This is a genomic window from Bradyrhizobium diazoefficiens (assembly GCF_016612535.1).
GTDB lineage: Bacteria > Pseudomonadota > Alphaproteobacteria > Rhizobiales > Xanthobacteraceae > Bradyrhizobium > Bradyrhizobium diazoefficiens_C.
The window spans coordinates 1,899,063-1,917,109 of record NZ_JAENXS010000002.1 but is presented as its reverse complement, the minus strand read 5'-3'; the positions used below and the strand labels follow the sequence as shown (position 1 = coordinate 1,917,109).

Below are 18,047 nucleotides of genomic sequence, written 5' to 3'. Positions count from 1 at the left end.
GGCGAGGCTCCCTTGTTGAGCATCAATCGATCAGGCTGCGGCGCGGGTCTGCGCCTTCGCCGCCGGCTCGCGCTTCGGCTTCGTCAAGACATGCGTCGTGTAGAGCGTGAGGCCGGTAAAGGCGAGGCCGCCGACGAGGTTGCCCAGCACGGTCGGGATCTCGTTCCAGATGAAATAGTCCAGGATCGAGAACTTGGCGTGGAGCATCAGGCCCGACGGAAACAGGAACATGTTCACGACGGAATGCTCGAACACCATGTAGAAGAACACCAGGATCGGCATCCACATCGCGATCACCTTGCCGGGGACCGTGGTGGAGATCATCGCGCCGACGACGCCGGTCGAGACCATCCAGTTGCAGAGCATGCCGCGGATGAACAGCGTCGCCATGCCGGCCGCGCCGTGGGCGGCGTAGCCGAGCGTCCGGCCTTCGCCGATGTTGCCGATCGCTGTGCCGACCTTGTCGGGGTCCTGCGTGAAACCGAACGTCGTGACGAACGCCATCATGAAGGCCACCGTCAGGGCGCCAGCGAAATTGCCGATGAAGACGAGGCCCCAGTTGCGCAGGACACCGCCGATCGTGACGCCGGGACGCTTGTCGAGCAGTGCCAGTGGCGAGAGCACGAAGACGCCGGTCAAGAGATCGAAGCCCAGCAGATAGAGCATGCAGAATCCGACCGGAAACAGCAGCGCGCCGATGATCGGCTGGCCGGTGTTGACGTTGATGGTGACCGCGAACCAGGCGGCGAGTGCCAGGATGGCGCCGGCCATGTAGGCGCGGATGATCGTATCCCTAGTGGACATGAAGATCTTGGATTCGCCGGCGTCCACCATCTTGGTGACGAATTCCGAAGGTGCGAGATACGACATCAACAGTTCCTTTGTTTATATGAACGATCGGCGAGGTCCCTGCCGGACCGGCGCCTCTGTCAGGCCAGTGAGCTTTCGTGCCCCGAGGGAACGCGTGCTGGAGAAGGACCATCGACATGCGCAACGGGATAGCGTCACGATGACCGCGCTTCGGCGGACCAGCGAACAGGCTTCGCACCCCAGTGGCCTTCGGTGGCATCGCGCCCCGACTCACTGTCAGTCATCGTTGACTAGGCAGAATGAAAGCAATCGATGTGCCAGACCGGTCGGCAACGCAGCGCGGCCGCAAGGGCCGAGTTTTGCCTTGTTTGGAAGGAGATAAGCCGCCCCCGCCCAACCCAATCGGTCGCGGCAGGCCGTTCGCTGGCGAAAAAACGGGCGCGTGCCCAAGTCTTGTGCGTCGCACAATCAGCGGGCGAATCGCCATTCAAGAAATGAGCGATCCGCAAGTTTTTGATGCAGTTTTAGGCATGATCAATATTTCATCATTCGACATAAGATATTGTTATTACTTGCATTTACCGTCTACCGCAATTTGGCACGGAGCTTGAATTACGGGTTCTGACGCCAGCGACGCCGTCACCGAGCAATCATTCAAATTGTGACACCGCCGAAAACGGGGGCTTCCCCCGAGCGTGCATCCCTGCGCCCGCGCCAGTCGGTGTCCCGCTTCCTAGTGAAAGGGAAATTTCCGATGAGGGAAGGCAATCCGACGTGGATTTCTGACTGGCGCCCCGAGGACGAGGCGTTCTGGAATGCGGGCGGCAAGACCGTCGCCCGGCGTAACCTGATCTGGTCGATCGTGGCCGAGCATATCGGTTTCTCCGTCTGGCTGATCTGGAGCATCGTCGCCACCAAGCTGCCGCAGGCGGGCTTTCACTATTCGACCGACGAATTGTTCCAGCTCGTGGCCGTGCCGGGCCTGATCGGCGCCCTGATGCGCTTCCCCTATACCTTCGCGGTGACGACCTTCGGCGGCCGCAACTGGACCATCTTCAGCGCCGCCGTGCTGTTCATTCCGACGCTGGCGCTGGCATACTTCGTGGGACAACCCGAGACGCCGTTCTGGATGATGCTGCTGATCGCCTCGACCGCGGGTCTCGGCGGCGGCAACTTCGCCTCCAGCATGACCAACATTTCCTTCTTCTTCCCGGACCGCATGAAGGGTTGGGCGCTCGGCCTGAATGCCGCCGGCGGCAATATCGGCGTCTCCAGCGTCCAGCTGCTGACGCCGATCCTGATGACGCTCGCCGTCATCAACCTGTTCCAGGCAGCGCCGGTCGGCGGCGTCTATCTCCAGAACGCCGGCCTGATGTGGGTGCTGCCGATCGCGATCGCGGTCTTCGGCGCGGTGTTCTTCATGAACAATTTGACCTCGGCCAAGTCGTCGATCAAGAACCAGCTCGCCATCGTCAAGCGCAAGCACACCTGGATCATGGCCCTCATCTACATCGGAACGTTCGGCTCCTTCATCGGCTACTCCGCCGCGTTTCCGCTGCTGATCAAGACCCAGTTTCCCACGGTCACGATCTCGATCGCGTTCCTCGGTCCGCTGGTCGGCTCGTTGTCGCGCCCGTTCGGCGGCTGGCTTGCCGACAAGGTCGGCGGCTCCATCATCACGTTCTGGAATTTCATCGCGATGGCGGCGGCGACGATCGGCGTGCTCTACTTCGTCGGCGAGAAGGACTTCACCGGCTTCCTGTCGATGTTCCTGATCCTGTTCCTGACGACCGGCATCGGCAACGGCTCGACCTACCGCATGATCCCCTCGATCTTCCGTGAGGAAAACCTGTTCAAGGTGCGCGGCAAGGGCGATGCGGCACGCGCGCTCGCGATGAAGACCGCGAGCATCGAGAGCGGTGCGGCTGTCGGCTTCATCGGCGCGGTCGGTGCCGTCGGCGGCTATCTGATCCCGAGCAGCTTCGGCAAGTCGATCGCGATGACGGGCGGACCGCAGGTCGCGCTCGCCATCTTCCTCGCGTTCTACGCCGTCTGTCTCGGACTGACCTGGTGGTTCTACCTGCGTCGCAGCCCGCAGGCTGAGGGCGCGCCAAGCCTTGCCGAAGCGCGAGTCTGAGCCTGATTCAAATCTCGCTTTTCCCCGTACGCGGGGAGAGGCCGTTCTGATGACGTTTGATCCATGAACTTTTTCCGCAATGGCGCGGACGAAGGCAAACCCAACAGACAGGACAACATCATGACGCGCGAGCAGATCACCCTCGTCCAGCAGAGCTTTTCCAAGGTCGCACCGATTTCGGAAGCCGCCGCCGTGCTGTTCTACGATCGCTTGTTCGAGGTTGCCCCGTCCGTGCGCGCGATGTTTCCCGAAGACATGACCGAGCAACGCAAGAAGTTGATGGGCATGCTCGCTGCTGTCGTCGGCGGTCTGTCGAACCTGGAGACAATTCTTCCGGCGGCGTCGGCGCTCGCCAAGCGTCACGTCGCCTACGGCGCCAAGGCCGAGCACTATCCCGTGGTCGGCGCGACCTTGCTGTGGACCCTGGAGAAGGGTCTTGGCGAAGCCTGGACGCCCGAACTCGCGACCGCCTGGACCGACGCCTATGGCGTGCTGTCCGGTTACATGATTTCCGAGGCCTATGGCGCACAAGCGCAGGCCGCCGAATAGGAGATGCCTTGTGAGTGAACCGCTGGTCATCGTCGGTAACGGTATGGCGGCCGCGCGTCTGGTCGACGAGCTCGCCAAGACCGCGCTCGGCCGCTACGCGATCGCCGTGATCGGTGAAGAGCCGCGGCTCGCTTACAATCGCGTGCTGCTTTCCTCGGTGCTGGCCGGCGAAACCGGCTCGCACGAAATCGAACTCCGGCCGGCGGACTGGTGGCGCCATCGCGGCGTTACCGTGCGCTACGGCTATCGCGTCACCGAGATCGACACCGGCCGCCGCGAGCTCAAGATCGCCGGTGAAGAGAGCATGGAATATTCCAAGCTCGTGCTCGCCGTCGGCGCGACGCCGCTGCGGCTGAACGTGCCCGGCGCTGACCTTGCCGGTGTGCACACGTTTCGCGACACGCGCGATGTCGACCTGCTGCTGTCGCTGGCGGCGGCGAAGAAACGCGTCGTTGTGGTCGGCGGCGGCCTGCTCGGGCTCGAAGCGGCCTATGGCCTGGCGAAAGCCGGTGCGCCCGTGATGCTGCTGCACCTGATGGATAGGCTGATGGAGCGCCAGCTCGATGGGCCGGCCGCCGATCTGCTCAAGACGCTGGTCGAGCGCAAGGGCATCCGCATCCTGCTCAATGCCTCGACCGCCCGCATCCATGGCGAGCGCCACGTCGAAGCCGTCGAGCTTGCCGATGGCAGCCGCATCGAGGCCGATGCGGTGATCTTCGCCGCCGGCATCAGGCCGAACATCGCGCTCGCCAAGGAGGCCGGCATTGCGGTCAACCGCGGCATCGTCGTCAACGACGAGATGCAGACCGCCTCTCCCGACATCTACGCCCTCGGCGAATGCGCCGAGCATCGCGGCACCTGCTATGGCCTGGTCGAACCGGCCTATGAGCAGGCGCGCGTGCTGGCGCGGCATCTCGGTGGCCGCCCCGCCGCCTATCAGGGCAGCGTGGTCTCGACCAACCTGAAAGTGTCCGGCGTCAGCGTGTTCTCAGCGGGCGACTTCATGGGCGGGGAGGGCAGCGAGAGCCTCGTGCTGAGCGACCGCCGCCGCGGCACCTACAAGAAGCTCGTGATCGCCGACGGATGTCTCACCGGCGCCGTACTGATCGGCGATACCGCCGACGCGCTCTGGTATCTCGAACTGATCCGCACCTGCGAGAAGATCGCCGCGATCCGCGCCGACATGGTGTTCGGCCGCGCGCTCGCCTGTCCTTCAAAGGCTGCCTGACGATGACGGCGATCGACCCGAACCTCCGCACCATCAACACGACCTGCCCCTATTGCGGCGTCGGCTGCGGCGTGCTCGCAACGCCCGACGGCGCAGGCGGTGCGGCAATCGCCGGCGACCCCGATCATCCCGCCAATTTCGGCCGGCTGTGCTCCAAGGGCTCTGCGCTCGGCGAGACCGTCGGACTCGAGAGCCGGTTGCTCTATCCGATGATCCGCTGCAAGGGCGTGCTGGAGCGCGTCGCCTGGAGCGATGCGCTCGACCATGTCGCGCACCGCATGAAGCACATCGTCGCGCGCGACGGCGCCGACGCGGTCGCCTTCTATCTCTCCGGCCAGCTTCTCACCGAGGATTATTACGTCGCCAACAAGCTGATGAAGGGCTTTGTCGGCACCGCCAATGTCGACACCAATTCGCGGCTCTGCATGTCGTCTTCCGTGGCCGGCCACCGACGCGCCTTCGGCGCCGACACCGTGCCCGGCTGCTACGAGGATCTCGACCAGGCCGATCTGCTGGTTTTCGTCGGCTCGAACGCGGCCTGGTGCCATCCCGTGCTGTTCCAGCGCATGGTGAAGAACCGGCAGGAGCGCGGCGCCCGCATGATCGTGATCGATCCGCGCCGCACCGACACCGCGAGTGACGTCGATCTGTTCCTTGGCCTGAAACCCGGCAGCGATACCGCGCTGTTCTCGGGCCTGTTCGTCCATCTCGTCGACAGCGGTGCGTTGGACCGGGACTACGTTGCCAACAACACCTCGGGCTTCGACGATGCGCTGGCGCGTGCACGCAACATCGCCGGCAGCGTCACCGCGACTGCGCTTGCGACGGGGCTGACCGAGCAGGACGTTGCGACCTTCTTCAAGATGTTCCGTGACACCGAGCGGGTCGTCACGCTCTACTCGCAAGGCGTGAACCAGTCGGCGCAGGGCACCGACAAGGTCAACGCCATCCTGAACTGCCATCTCGCCACCGGGCGCATTGGCAAGCCCGGCGCCTCGCCGTTCTCGCTCACCGGCCAGCCCAATGCGATGGGCGGCCGCGAAGTCGGCGGCCTCGCCAACCAGCTCGCCGCCCACATGAATTTCACGCCGCCGGACATCGACCGCGTCAGGCGGTTTTGGAAGGCGCCGCGCATCGCCACCCATGAGGGGTTGAAGGCGGTTCAGCTGTTCGAGGCAATCAACCGCGGCGAGGTCAAGGCGCTGTGGGTGATGGGCACCAACCCCGCGGTGTCGCTGCCCGATGCCGATTTCGTGCGCGAGGCGCTGAGGAAGCTCGAGCTGTTCGTCGTCTCCGAGAACGTGCTGTCGAACGACACCGTCGATGCCGGTCCGCATGTGCTGCTGCCTGCGCTCGCCTGGGGCGAGAAGTCGGGCACGGTGACCAATTCCGAACGCCGCATCTCGCGCCAGCGCTCGTTCCTGCCGGCGCCTGGCGAGGCGCGGCCGGACTGGTGGATCCTCAGCGAGACGGCAAAGCGCCTCGGCTTCGGCGACAGCTTCAATTACAAATCCGCCGCCGACATCTTTCGCGAGCATGCCGCGCTCTCGGCGTTCGAGAACAATGGCAGCCGGGATTTCGACATCGGCGCGCTCACTTCGCTGTCCGACGAAGCCTTCGACACGCTGAAGCCCGTACTGTGGCCCGCGCGTGAAGGCGCGGAGCCCGGCGAGCGCTTCTTCGCGGAAGGTGGCTTCTTCACCAATGACGGCAAGGGCCGCTTCATCGCGCCGGAGGTACCGGCGCTGCGCAGCGAGACCGGACCGTCGCGGCCCTTACGGCTCAACACCGGACGCATTCGCGACCAGTGGCACACCATGACGCGCACGGGTCTGAGCCGGCGGCTCGGTGCGCATCTGCCCGAGCCGTTCGTCGAGATCCATCCTGATGACGCCAACAAATACAACATCGTGCACGCCGGCTTCGCCCGCATCACCACCGACTACGGCCAGTGCATCCTGAAGGTCGTCGTCAGCGATCGGCAGCAGCGTGGTACGCTGTTCGCGCCGATCCACTGGAGCGCGATGAACGCTTCGCATGGCCGTGTCGGCGCGCTGGTCGCGCCGTTCACCGATCCATTCTCCGGACAGCCGGAATCGAAGGCGACGCCGGCTGCGATTGCGCCGTATGAATACGTCTTCCGCGGCTTTGCGCTGTCACGCAAGCAGCTCGATCTGCCGCCGAACCTGTTGTGGACCCGCGCAACCGTCATAGGCGGCTTCGGCTATCTCTTTGCCGACAATGCCGACCTTGCGCGCTGGCCGGCCTGGCTCGACGGCCTCGCCGGTGAGGACATCGCCGACTATCGCGATTTCGGCGGCGGCGTCTATCGCGCGGCCTCGTTCGCGGGTGACCGCATCGAGACCTGCCTGTTCGTCGGCCCCGCGCACGATGCCGGCGACTGGGAGGTGGTGAAGAGCGTGTTCGCGGCCGACCGCGTCACCGACGATCAGCGCCGCATGCTGCTGTCAGGCAAGTCGGCCGAAGGCGCCGCCTCGACCGGTCCGATCGTCTGCGCCTGCTTCGGCGTCGGCCGCGGCACCATCTGCGACACCATCGCGAGCGGCGCGCGTACCGCCGCCGAGATCGGCGCCAAGCTCAAGGCCGGCACTAATTGCGGCTCCTGCATCCCCGAACTGAAGCGCCTGATCGCAACGACCGAGCTGCCGGCGAAGCAGGCGAAGGTCGCGGGCGCGGCGGGGTAGGCCGGCCGCGTTGCCGGAATCGAGCTTGAGCCGCGCGCCGGCCGGTGGTTGCAAAAATATTAAGCAATTCCGGCTAGAACGGATCAATTTTCACGAATTGATACTCGTCGGGGCTGGAACGCATGTTGAGCAGACTTCGGTTGGCAGGCCGATTCCAATTTCGCCTGGGCAAGTTTCATCTTGGCCTGCGTACGCAGGTTCTCCTGCTCGGTGTCACCGGCGTGCTGATGGTGGGCGTGATCTATCTCGCCGGCCGACAGATCGAGGATCGAAGCCACAAGGTTGCTGACCGCTTCACGAAGCTCGAATCCGAGACGGCGCGTCTGTCCGAAAGCCTGTTGCAGGGGCGCGAGATTGCCACCGGATTTCTTCAGAAGCCGACCGACAAGAAGGTGGCCACGCATGATGAGACGCTGCGAGCCGCGACCGCCCATTTGACCGCAGTCGAGGAGCTTGCGGGTGCGCTGCCCGAGGATGATCCGCTCCGCAACGCGCTGTCATTTCGCCCCGTCATCAGCAGCTATGCCACCCGCTTTTCCAACGTGGTTGCGGCCCAGAAACTCGTCGGCTTCAACGAGAATGACGGATTGCAGGGCAAGCTGCGCACGGCCGTACATTCGGTCGAGAGCAAGCTCAAGACATTCGACCAGCCGCGGCTTGCCGTTCTGATGCTGATGATGCGGCGGCATGAGAAGGATTTCATGTTGCGCGGCGAGGAGAAATATGGGGACGAGCTGACCAAGCGCGTCGGCGAATTTCTTCCCGAGCTTGCGAAAGCCGATCTGCCTGATGACGCAAAGGCGGAGATCAGGAAGCTGATCGACAGCTACAAGGGCAGTTTCTTCGCCTTCATGGTTGGTCAGAGCACACTGAACGAAGAGGCTGAGGATCTGGCGCAGATCTACGACCGGTTGCGGCCCAATCTCGAGGCCGTCAGAGGCGCTGCCGGCAAGCGTTTGGATGCCGTCAGCAGCGAGCTTCGGGTCGTGCAGCGCTACGTGGTCTGGTCCATCGGTGTCACCGTCGTCATTATGATTGCGATCGCATTCTGGTTCGGGCGCAGGCTCACGGCGCCGCTGACCCGCATGGTGCAGGCAATGGAGCATCTGGCGAGCGGCGATCTCGACCGCCCGATCGAGCAGATCGACCGCCGCGATGAGATCGGCAAGATCTCGTCCTCGCTCTCCGTCTTCCACCACAAGCTGCTTGAGAACCGGCAATTGTCCGAGGCCCGGGAGCAGGCCAAGCGCGACGCGGAAGTCCAGCGCAAGCAGGCGATGCTGGACATCGCCGATCGTTTCGAAGCGGCGGTTGGCAATATCGTCGATGCCGTCACCGCCTCGTCCTCTGAAATCGAACTCGCCGCAAATGGATTGACCAATACGGCAGAGGGAACCAACGCATTGTCGGCGACGGTCGCCGCCGCTTCGGGGCAATCGTCGGCGAGCGTTCAGTCGGCGGCCGCTGCATGCCAGGCGATGGTCACGTCGGTCGGCGAAGTGGGCCGTCGGGTCGCGCAGTCGCATCGGGTTGCGCTCGCTGCTGTCGAGCAGGCCAACCGGACCAACAGCCAGATCGATGCGCTCTCGCAGACGGCTGATCGCATCGACGAGGTCGTGCGGATGATCTCGGCAGTTGCCGGGCAGACCAATTTGCTGGCGCTGAATGCGACGATCGAGGCGGCGCGTGCCGGCGAGGCGGGCCGGGGCTTTGCGGTCGTGGCCTCGGAGGTGAAGGCGCTCGCCGGTCAAACCGCGAAAGCGACGGACGAGATCGGCCGTCAGGTCGCGCAGATCCAGTCGGCCACGAAGCAGTCGGTGGGCGCGATCAAAGAGATCGGCGGTACCATCGAATCCATGGCGGATATCGCGTCCTCGATTGCAGCCGCAGTCGAAGAACAAGGCGCTGCCGCGCAGGCGATCGCGCGCGACGTTCAGCAGGCGGCGCAGGGTGCATCCGAGGTGTCGACCAGCGTCGAGAACGTCAGGCGCGGTGCATCCGACACCGGCGCCGCCGCCGGCCAGGTGCATGGCGCGGCGCTCGCTCTCCTCGACGAGAGCAAACGGTTGGGCAGCGAAGTCGAGCAGTTCCTGGCGACCGTTCGCGCGGCTTAGTCGCGTCGGGCGCTAGCTCCCTCCTCCGTCATTGCGAGCGAAACGAAACAGTGACGATGGCGGCGATAGCAACGGACTGCCATAACCAGCGTGCCGGTCGACGCGCCCTACATTGTCGCCTATGCTGCTACACTTCAGCAACAGCGACAACAAACAAAAATGTACCTGGAAACGCCGCCACGCCTGATCGAAACCAAAGTCTTCTCCGCCATGCCCGACACATTCCGCCGCAATGGCGTGCGGACGGATTGGGCCGACGCCAACCGGCCGGGCGTGCCGACGGACAGCTTCATCGAGGGGCCGTCATTCGACAGCGATGGCAATCTCTACATCGTCGACATTCCCTTCGGTCGCATCTTCCGCATTGCGCCTGGTGGCGAGTGGTCGCTCGCCGTCGAATATGAGGGCTGGCCGAACGGATTGAAGATCGCGGCCGACGGCCGCATCCTTGTCGCCGACTACATGCACGGCATCATGGAGCTCGACGTCAGGGCTGGCCGCGTCAAGCCGATCCTGACGTCACGCAATTCAGAATCGTTCCGCGGCTGCAACGATCTGCATCTCGGCTCCAACGGCGACATCTTTTTCACCGACCAGGGCCAGACCGGCCTCCACGATCCCAGCGGACGGGTTTATCGTCTGACGCCGGGCGGCCGGCTCGATTGCCTCATCGACACCGGCATCAGCCCGAACGGCCTGGTGCTCGACCCGACCGAGTCCGTGCTGTTTGTCGCGATGACGCGCGACAATGCGGTGTGGCGGTTGCCATTCATGCGAGACGGCAGCGTGTCGAAGGTCGGCCGGTTCTGCTCGTTGTTCGGCACCAGTGGTCCTGATGGCATGACCATGGATGCTGCCGGCCGGCTGTTCGTTGGCCACGCCTCGCTCGGCCACGTCTTCGTGTTCGCACCGAACGGCGAATTGATCGCGCGGATCAAGTCATGCGCGGGGCCCAATTGCACCAACGTTGCGATCGGTGGCGCGAAGAAGGATCGGCTCTATATCACGGAGTCGGCGACGGGCAGCGTCATGGTCGCGGACATCAGTGGCCTGTAGAGTATCTGAAGGATCAGACATGAACACAAATCCTTTCGGAAAGACCGGCGCAGACGTCTCCGTCATCGGGCAGGGCACCTGGTATCTCGACCATGGCGATCGCAAGCGCGCGATCGCGGCGCTTCAGCGCGGGCTCGATCTCGGCATGACCCACATCGACACCGCCGAGATGTATGGCGATGCGGAGCTCGTCATTGCCGATGCGATCGCGGATCGGCGCGACGAGGTGTTCCTCGTTTCAAAGGTACTGCCGAGCAATGCCTCGCGTCGCGGCACCATCACGGCTTGTGAGCGCTCGCTGAAGCGGCTGAAGACGGATCGTCTCGATTGCTATCTGTTGCACTGGCGTGGGTCGTATGCACTGGAAGACACCGTGACCGCGTTCGAAGAATTGGTAAAGGCCGGCAAGATCAAATCCTGGGGCGTCTCCAATTTCGACACCGACGATCTCGACGACATTCTCGATGTTTCGGGCGAAGGCAAGATCGCCTGCAATCAGGTGCTCTATCATCTCAAGGAACGTGCGATCGAGCATGCGGTGATCCCGTGGTGCGAGAAGCACGGCGTTGCAGTCGTCGCCTATTCGCCGTTTGGCCACGATGATTTTCCGGATGCGCGTAGCCAAGGCGGCGCGGTGCTGGGCCGCATCGCGGAGGCGCGTCGCGCGACGCCGCGTCAGGTCGCGCTGAGCTTCCTCACCCGTGCGACTACGGTGTTCGCGATCCCGAAGGCGTCGTCCGCCGAACATGCCGGCAAAAATGCGGCGGCCGGCAATCTCGTCCTGACGAAAGAGGAGATTTCGGCGCTGGATGCAGCGTTTCCGCGCGGTCCGAAGCCGCGTGGCCTGCCCATGCTGTAGTGCAGCAAAACGCGCTTTATTGCATTCTTAATGAAGCGTTGACGCGCGTCGACCTCAGTGCATATCGGCCTCCTGTTTTCGGAAGTTGTGAAAGCGGCGCATTTGTCGTTTTTTACAGCCGTTCCCGAATCGTATTTCCCAGGTTCCAGCCGTGACACCGCCGCCCGCCGTAGCCGCAAGGCTCGACAGTATTCCCATGCCCATGCCGGAGAAGAAGCAGGAGACGCGCCGCGCGCCTGCGCGCGTCGATCATCCCTTCAAGGGCATCGCGCTGGTGCTGCTGTCGACGGTGTTTCTCGGCTGCTCCGACGTCACCTCGAAATATCTGTCGTCGAGCCTGCCGTCGATCGAGATCACCTGGATCCGCTTCGTCACGTTTGCGGTGCTGTTCCTGCCGGTGATGCTGCCGGGCTCGCCTCTTCATGCAATGCGGACCGAGCGATTGGGCCTGCAAATCATGCGCGGGACGGCGCTGCTCGGCTCCTCGCTGTTCTTCATCACCGGCGTAAGCTACCTCCCCATCGCAGAAGCGTCCGCCACCGGCTTCGTCTCGCCGCTGTTCGTCACCGCGCTGTCGATCATCTTCCTGAGCGAGAAGGTCGGTATGCGTCGCTGGATCGCGACCGCGATCGGCCTGATGGGCGTGATGATCATCATTCGTCCGGGCTCGGCCGCGTTCCACGTCGCGGCGTTCTTCCCGATCGTCTCGGCGTTCTGCTGGGCCGCCGCGCTGATCATGACGCGCATGATGAGCGGGCGTGAGGCCGTCCTCACCACGATGGCCTATTCCGCGATCACGGGCGTTGTGATCATGACCGTGATGGTGCCGTTTGCCTGGGTGACGCCGAGTTGGACCGCGATCGGATTCGGTATCGTGATCGGTGTTGCCTCCACCGTCGGCCAGTGGATCATCGTACTCGCCTATCGCTACGGCGACGCCTCGGTGCTGGCGCCGTTCTCCTACACGCAATTGCTGTGGGTCAGCATTTTGGGCTTCTTCATCTTCGGCGAACTGCCGGACGTCTGGACCGTCACGGGTGCGGCGTTCATCGTCGCCAGCGGTCTCTACATCGCCCATCGCGAGCGCATCCGTCGCGCTCAGCTGCTGGTGCTGGAAGAGCGTTCTCCGAACCCCTGACGCAAGATCACGCGTCCCACTTCGTGGTATCAACGGCTCCAACACCATGGGAGGAGCCGGATGCGCGCTGCGATTTTCAGGAACGGTGAGATTGTTGTCGATCGGATGGCCCAGCCGAAGCCGGGCCCCGGCCAGGTCCTGGTCAAGACGCTCGCCTGCGGCATCTGCGGCTCCGACCTCCACGCGCGCCAGCATGCGCCCCGGATGGTGGAGATGGCCAGGAAGACCGGGCGCACGCCGATGGATCTGTCGCGCGATGTCGTGTTCGGCCACGAGTTCTGCTGCGAGATCGTCGATTACGGCCCGGGCACCACGGGCAAGCTCAAGCCGGGCACGCATGTCTGCTCGCTGCCCGCGCTGCTGACGGCGGAGGGTATCAAGGGCATCGGCTATTCCAACGAGTTCGTCGGCGGTTATGCCGAGCAGATGCTGCTCAGCGAGCCGCTGCTGCTGGAAGTGCCCAACGGCCTTGCGCCTGAGCATGCCGCGCTGACCGAGCCGCTCGCTGTCGGCGTTCACGCCGTGGCGAAAGCCAACATCCGCGGCGGCGAAGTGCCGCTGGTGATCGGCTGCGGTCCGGTCGGACTAGCGGTCATCGCCGCGCTGAAGATCAAGGGTCTACATCCGATCGTCGCCGCCGACTATTCGCCGGCGCGCCGCGCGCTCGCAACTCAGCTCGGTGCCGACATCGTCGTCGACCCCAGAGTGTCGCAGCCTTATGCGACCTGGGCCGAGCACGCACAGATGTCCGACGCGGAGAAGGCGGCGCGGCTGCCGTTCCAGGCCATGCTGCCGGCGCTGAAGCCTGCGATCATCTTCGAATGCGTCGGCGTGCCCGGCCTGCTGCAGCAGGTGTTCGAGGGGGCGCCGCGCGATGCCAGGATCGTCGTGGTCGGCGTCTGCATGGAGAGCGACAGGAGCGAGCCCATGCTCGGCATCATGAAGGAGCTCAACGTCCAGTACGTGCTCGGCTACACGCCCGAAGAGTTCGCGGCATCGCTGCGCCTGATCGCGGAAGGGCAGGTGGATGCTGCGGCGATGGTGACGGCGGAAGTGGGCATCGACGGCGTCGCAAAGGCCTTCGCCGATCTCGCCAATCCCGAGGCGCACACCAAGATCATCGTGCAGCCGTGGCGATAGTTTTGGCATCGTAGGGTGGGTTAGCCGAAGGCGTACCCACCACCGTCTGTTGCAGCGGAAGCGAAGGCTGGTGGGTTACGCTTCGCTAATTAATCCACCTTACGAGAGCAGGCGCCGCGATCAATACTTCGATGGCACGTACATCTCCGGCGGGATTGGGCCGCGGTGATAATCGGGATTGCGGACGCGCGGCGGCAGCACCACCTGTGTATGGCCGACCTCTTGATAGGGGATCTGGCTCAGCAGATGCGAAATACAGTTGAGCCGCGCGCGCTTCTTGTCGACGGCGTCGACGATCCACCATGGCGAATCCGGGAGATGCGTATGCTCCAGCATCGTCTCCTTGGCCTTGGTGTATTGCTCCCAGCGGCTCCGGGCCTCGACGTCCATCGGGCTCAGCTTCCACTGCTTCAGCGGGTCCCGGATGCGCATGGTGAAGCGGAACTGCTGCGTGTCGTCGGTGATCGAAAACCAGTACTTGACCAGAATGATGCCGGAGCGGATCAGCATCCGCTCGAACTCCGGCACCGTCTGGAAGAACTCCTGGTACTGCTCGTCGGTGCAGAAGCCCATCACGCGCTCGACCCCGGCGCGGTTGTACCAGCTGCGGTCGAACAGCACCATTTCGCCACCGGCCGGCAGGTGGGACACGTAGCGCTGGAAGTACCATTGCGTGCGCTCGCGCTCGCTCGGGGCTGGGAGCGCCGCGACGCGGCAGATGCGAGGATTGAGCCGCTGGGTGATGCGCTTGATGACGCCGCCCTTGCCGGCGGAGTCGCGGCCCTCGAACAGCACCACGACCTTCTTCTTCTCGCTCTGCACCCAGTCCTGGAGCTTCACCAGCTCGCCCTGGAGCCGCAGCAACTCCCGGAAATAGATCTTGCGGTCCACGGTCGGGTTGAGAACGTCGGTGTCGTCCAGCAGCTCGTCGAGACGGCCGTCGTCGAGCTCCATCTCCAGCTCCTCGTCGAGATCGTCGGCCATCTCCTGGATGATGCGCTCGCGCTTGGCGGTTTGGGCGGTACGGTCGGATGCGGTCATGGGTCTCTCTCGCGGGCTCGGATGCCTGTCGCCCACGACCATTGACGGGGTTTATTGCGCCCATGTGACAGTCGAGGTCGGGCGGTCTGGCGGCGCCGTCAGACCGGCAATGCGATCGAATATTTCACCTGGCTGAGCGCAAAGCTCGACTCGATCGAGGCGATGCCGTCGAGCCGGGTCAGCTTGGTCTTCAGGAAGGTCTCGTAGGAGGCGAGGTCGGCCGCCACCACGCGCAAGAGATAGTCGCGGTTGCCGGTCATCAGATAGCATTCCAGCACCTCGTCCCATTTCGAGATCGCCCGCGCAAAACGGTTGAGGTCCTCCTCCTTCTGCCGCGCCAGCTTGATCGAGATGAAGACGCTGACATGCAGCCCCAGCGCCTTCTGGTCCACGGTCGCGATATAGCGCGAGATCACGCCGCGCTCCTCCAGCAGTTTGACCCGGCGATGGCAGGGCGAGACCGAGAGCCCGACCTTGTCGGCGAGTTCCTGCATGGTCAGCCGGCTGTCGTTCTGGAGAGAGCTGAGGATCTTGCGGTCGATGGCGTCGAGCTCAGGCATTGGGATGAAACCTGTATTTCGTGGCGATAGATTGGGAAATTATCCCAATTCGGCAGGTATGGTGCGAAAAATTGAGAAGTTTGGTGGGGCCCGTAGGGGTAAGATCGGGGCCTTATTTCCCGGAGCATCGCCATGCCCGTCGATTCCGCGCGCCTCGAAATCCTGACCGCACTGGCCCGCAAGGCGCTGTGGCTGTCATCGTGGACCATCCACCATGCCAACCATGTCCGCGCCAACGCGGACGGCCTCAAGGTCGGCGGCCATCAAGCTTCCTCCGCCTCGCTCGCCACCACCATGTCGGCGCTCTATTTCTCGGTGCTGAAACCTGAGGACCGCGTCGCCGTAAAACCGCATGCGAGTCCGGTGTTCCACGCCATCCAGTATCTGTTCGGCCGGCAGAGCCGCGAGAAGCTCGAAAACTTTCGCGGCTTCAAGGGCGCCCAGTCTTATCCCTCGCGGACCAAGGACGTCGACGACGTCGATTTCTCGACCGGCTCGGTCGGCCTCGGCGTCGCGCAGACGCTGTTCGCCTCGCTGGTGCAGGACTACGTCAAGGCGCATGGCTGGATGAAGGATCGCCGCGAGGGGCGGATGATCGCACTGGTCGGCGATGCCGAGATGGACGAGGGCAACATTTTCGAGGCGCTGGCCGAAGGCTGGAAGCACGGCCTGCGCAACACCTGGTGGGTGGTCGACTATAACCGCCAGTCGCTCGATGCCGTCGTGCGCGAAGGCCTCTGGGAGAAGTTCGAGACCATGTTCCGTAATTTCGGCTGGGACGTGGTGATCGTGAAATACGGCCGCCTGATGCGTGAGGCGTTTGCGGAAACGGGCGGCGAAGCCTTGAAGCGCTGGATCGACAATTGCCCGAATGCGCTCTACGCCGCGCTGTGCTTCCAGGGCGGCGCCGCCTTCCGCAAGCATCTGCACGACGAGATCGGCGACCAGGGCCCGATCACCAGGCTGATCGACAAGCGCAGCGACGAGGAACTGCTGGCGCTGATGTCGAATCTCGGCGGCCACGACATGGCGAGCATGCTGGACGCGTTCGAATCCATCGATCACGACCGCCCGGTCTGCCTCATCGCCTACACCATCAAGGGCGTCGGCCTGCCGTTCCAGGGCCACAAGGACAACCATGCCGGCCTGATGACGGTTGCGCAGATGGAGACATATCGCGAGAGCCAGAACATCCGCCCCGGCCACGAATGGGACAAGTACGAGGGCCTCGCGCAGGATGCCGCGGAGCTCGATGCCTTCCTCGCGCGTGTGCCGTTCAACAAGGATGGCCGCCGGTTGAGCGCACCCGTCGTCGAGGTGCCTGCGCAGCTCGCATTCAAGCCGTCGCCGCAGATGTCCACGCAACAAGGCTTTGGCCTCGTGCTGAACGAGATCGCGCGCGGCGACAATGAGTTGGCGAAACGCATTGTGACGACCTCGCCCGACGTCACCGTCTCGACCAATCTCGGACCCTGGGTGAACCGGCGCGGCCTGTTCGCCAGTGCCGAGAAGGCGGACTTATTCCGCAGTGAGAAAATTCCATCCACGTTCAACTGGGATGCCTCGCCCAAGGGCCAGCACCTCGAGCTCGGCATCGCCGAGATGAACCTCTTCATCATGCTCTCCGCACTCGGCCTGTCGCACCACATCAATGGCGAACGGCTGTTGCCGGTCGGCACGCTCTACGATCCCTTCATCGAGCGTGGCCTCGATGCACTCAACTATGCGTGCTACCAGGATGCGCGCTTCATGGTGGCGGCGACGCCGTCAGGCATCACGCTCGCGCCCGAAGGCGGCGCGCACCAGTCGTTCGCGACGCCGCTGATCGGCATGGCGCAGGACGGGCTCGCCTCGTTCGAGCCGGCCTTCGTCGACGAACTCGCAGTCATTATGGGCTGGGGTTTTGACCACATGCAGCGCGATCCCGGCGAGGGTGGTTCCGTCTATCTGCGTCTCTCGACGCGCAGCATCGAGCAGGCGCAACGGATCATGACGCCCGAACTGCAGCAGGGCATCACCGACGGCGCCTATTGGCTTCGCAAGCCGGGGCCCAATGCCGAACTCGTGATCGCCTATACCGGCGCGGTCGCGCCTGAGGCAATCGAGGCGACCGGTTTCATCGGCGAGAGCCGCCGCGACATCGGCCTGCTCGCGATTACCTCGGCCGACCGCCTGCATGCGGGGTGGACCGCCGCGCGAAAATTGCGCCGCGATCGTCGTGGTGTGCAACACCTCAGCCACATCGAAAAACTGCTGGCGGAGCTCACCCGCGATTGCGGCATCGTGACCGTGATCGACGGCCATCCGGCAGCCCTCGGCTGGCTCGGCAGCGTCCGCGGCCATCGTGTCGAGGCGCTCGGCGTCGAGCAGTTCGGCCAGACCGGCAGCATCGCGGACCTTTATCGGCACTACGGCATCGATGCGAATGCGATCATCGATGCGGCCGAAAGCCTCACCACCGGCGCGCCGGTGCTCCATCGCAAGATGGCGGTGTAAATTCTCGTCGCCCCGGCGAACGCCGGGGCCCATACGCCGCGGCGGTTGTTGTGGGCCGCAGGTGGTAACCGGCTGAGCAAACCAACTGCGCCCTGTGGTTATGGGTCCCGGCCCCGTGCGCAATTGCGCACTAGGCCGGGACGACATCGTGAGTGAGGCCAGACCTTGCCTCGCTGCCGCCATCGGCTCATATACCTCCTGTCTGCCGCAACGC

The 18,047-nt window shown here is 63.9% G+C and carries 13 protein-coding genes; 10 read left to right on the top strand and 3 right to left on the bottom strand.

The genetic code is table 11. From position 1 onward, the window contains the following. Positions 1 to 30: 30 nt before the first annotated feature. Positions 31 to 870: a formate/nitrite transporter family protein gene (locus JJE66_RS25880; RefSeq protein ID WP_200517287.1), complete on the bottom strand. Its 840-nt coding sequence runs from the start codon at positions 868 to 870 to the stop codon at positions 31 to 33. A gap of 694 nt (positions 871 to 1,564) precedes the next feature. Here JJE66_RS25880 and JJE66_RS25875 point away from each other — a divergent pair. The 9 genes from JJE66_RS25875 (at position 1,565) to JJE66_RS25835 (ending at position 13,736) form a co-directional block, all read left to right on the top strand. Then, a complete protein-coding gene (locus tag JJE66_RS25875) occupies positions 1,565 to 2,947 on the top strand; it encodes an MFS transporter (RefSeq protein WP_200517286.1) in 1,383 nt (460 codons plus the stop codon). Between the two features lie 120 nt (positions 2,948 to 3,067). Next, positions 3,068 to 3,496, top strand: coding sequence for a globin family protein (locus tag JJE66_RS25870; protein ID WP_200518773.1), 429 nt, complete (start codon positions 3,068 to 3,070; stop codon positions 3,494 to 3,496). 10 nt (positions 3,497 to 3,506) lie between these two features. Next, a complete protein-coding gene (locus JJE66_RS25865) occupies positions 3,507 to 4,724 on the top strand; it encodes an FAD-dependent oxidoreductase (protein ID WP_200517285.1) in 1,218 nt (405 codons plus the stop codon). A gap of 2 nt (positions 4,725 to 4,726) precedes the next feature. Next, on the top strand, positions 4,727 to 7,429 hold the full coding sequence (locus tag JJE66_RS25860; RefSeq protein WP_200517284.1) for a nitrate reductase: 2,703 nt from the start codon (positions 4,727 to 4,729) through the stop codon (positions 7,427 to 7,429). A gap of 140 nt (positions 7,430 to 7,569) precedes the next feature. After that, positions 7,570 to 9,543, top strand: a complete 1,974-nt coding sequence (locus JJE66_RS25855; protein WP_200517283.1) for a methyl-accepting chemotaxis protein — start codon at positions 7,570 to 7,572, stop codon at positions 9,541 to 9,543. Between the two features lie 159 nt (positions 9,544 to 9,702). Continuing rightward, positions 9,703 to 10,599: an SMP-30/gluconolactonase/LRE family protein gene (locus JJE66_RS25850; RefSeq protein ID WP_200517282.1), complete on the top strand. Its 897-nt coding sequence runs from the start codon at positions 9,703 to 9,705 to the stop codon at positions 10,597 to 10,599. Positions 10,600 to 10,618: 19 nt separating this feature from the next. After that, positions 10,619 to 11,458: an aldo/keto reductase gene (locus tag JJE66_RS25845; RefSeq protein ID WP_200517281.1), complete on the top strand. Its 840-nt coding sequence runs from the start codon at positions 10,619 to 10,621 to the stop codon at positions 11,456 to 11,458. Between the two features lie 196 nt (positions 11,459 to 11,654). Next, positions 11,655 to 12,596, top strand: coding sequence for a DMT family transporter (locus JJE66_RS25840; RefSeq protein ID WP_200518771.1), 942 nt, complete (start codon positions 11,655 to 11,657; stop codon positions 12,594 to 12,596). 60 nt (positions 12,597 to 12,656) lie between these two features. Beyond that, positions 12,657 to 13,736, top strand: coding sequence for a zinc-binding dehydrogenase (locus JJE66_RS25835; RefSeq protein WP_200517280.1), 1,080 nt, complete (start codon positions 12,657 to 12,659; stop codon positions 13,734 to 13,736). A 120-nt stretch (positions 13,737 to 13,856) separates the two neighbouring features. On the opposite strand, the gene ppk2 is transcribed toward JJE66_RS25835, so the two are convergent. Then, the gene (gene ppk2, locus JJE66_RS25830; RefSeq protein WP_200517279.1) at positions 13,857 to 14,777 is read right to left on the bottom strand and encodes a polyphosphate kinase 2; all 921 of its coding nucleotides are present in this window, start codon (positions 14,775 to 14,777) and stop codon (positions 13,857 to 13,859) included. A 98-nt stretch (positions 14,778 to 14,875) separates the two neighbouring features. Continuing rightward, on the bottom strand, positions 14,876 to 15,337 hold the full coding sequence (locus JJE66_RS25825; protein ID WP_045010019.1) for an Lrp/AsnC family transcriptional regulator: 462 nt from the start codon (positions 15,335 to 15,337) through the stop codon (positions 14,876 to 14,878). Positions 15,338 to 15,469: 132 nt separating this feature from the next. Here JJE66_RS25825 and JJE66_RS25820 point away from each other — a divergent pair, with 132 nt between their 5' ends. Then, positions 15,470 to 17,833, top strand: a complete 2,364-nt coding sequence (locus JJE66_RS25820) for a transketolase (RefSeq protein ID WP_200517278.1) — start codon at positions 15,470 to 15,472, stop codon at positions 17,831 to 17,833. Positions 17,834 to 18,047 lie beyond the last annotated feature (214 nt).

Bases quoted from the DNA above. Each gene is read 5' to 3' on its own strand.
- JJE66_RS25880 (WP_200517287.1), bottom strand. From the start codon at position 870: ATGTCGTATCTCGCACCTTCGGAATTCGTCACCAAGATGGTGGACGCC.
- JJE66_RS25875 (WP_200517286.1), top strand. From the start codon at position 1,565: ATGAGGGAAGGCAATCCGACGTGGATTTCTGACTGGCGCCCCGAGGAC.
- JJE66_RS25870 (WP_200518773.1), top strand. From the start codon at position 3,068: ATGACGCGCGAGCAGATCACCCTCGTCCAGCAGAGCTTTTCCAAGGTC.
- JJE66_RS25860 (WP_200517284.1), top strand. From the start codon at position 4,727: ATGACGGCGATCGACCCGAACCTCCGCACCATCAACACGACCTGCCCC.
- JJE66_RS25850 (WP_200517282.1), top strand. From the start codon at position 9,703: ATGTACCTGGAAACGCCGCCACGCCTGATCGAAACCAAAGTCTTCTCC.
- JJE66_RS25845 (WP_200517281.1), top strand. From the start codon at position 10,619: ATGAACACAAATCCTTTCGGAAAGACCGGCGCAGACGTCTCCGTCATC.
- JJE66_RS25840 (WP_200518771.1), top strand. From the start codon at position 11,655: ATGCCCATGCCGGAGAAGAAGCAGGAGACGCGCCGCGCGCCTGCGCGC.
- JJE66_RS25835 (WP_200517280.1), top strand. From the start codon at position 12,657: ATGCGCGCTGCGATTTTCAGGAACGGTGAGATTGTTGTCGATCGGATG.
- ppk2 (WP_200517279.1), bottom strand. From the start codon at position 14,777: ATGACCGCATCCGACCGTACCGCCCAAACCGCCAAGCGCGAGCGCATC.
- JJE66_RS25825 (WP_045010019.1), bottom strand. From the start codon at position 15,337: ATGCCTGAGCTCGACGCCATCGACCGCAAGATCCTCAGCTCTCTCCAG.
- JJE66_RS25820 (WP_200517278.1), top strand. From the start codon at position 15,470: ATGCCCGTCGATTCCGCGCGCCTCGAAATCCTGACCGCACTGGCCCGC.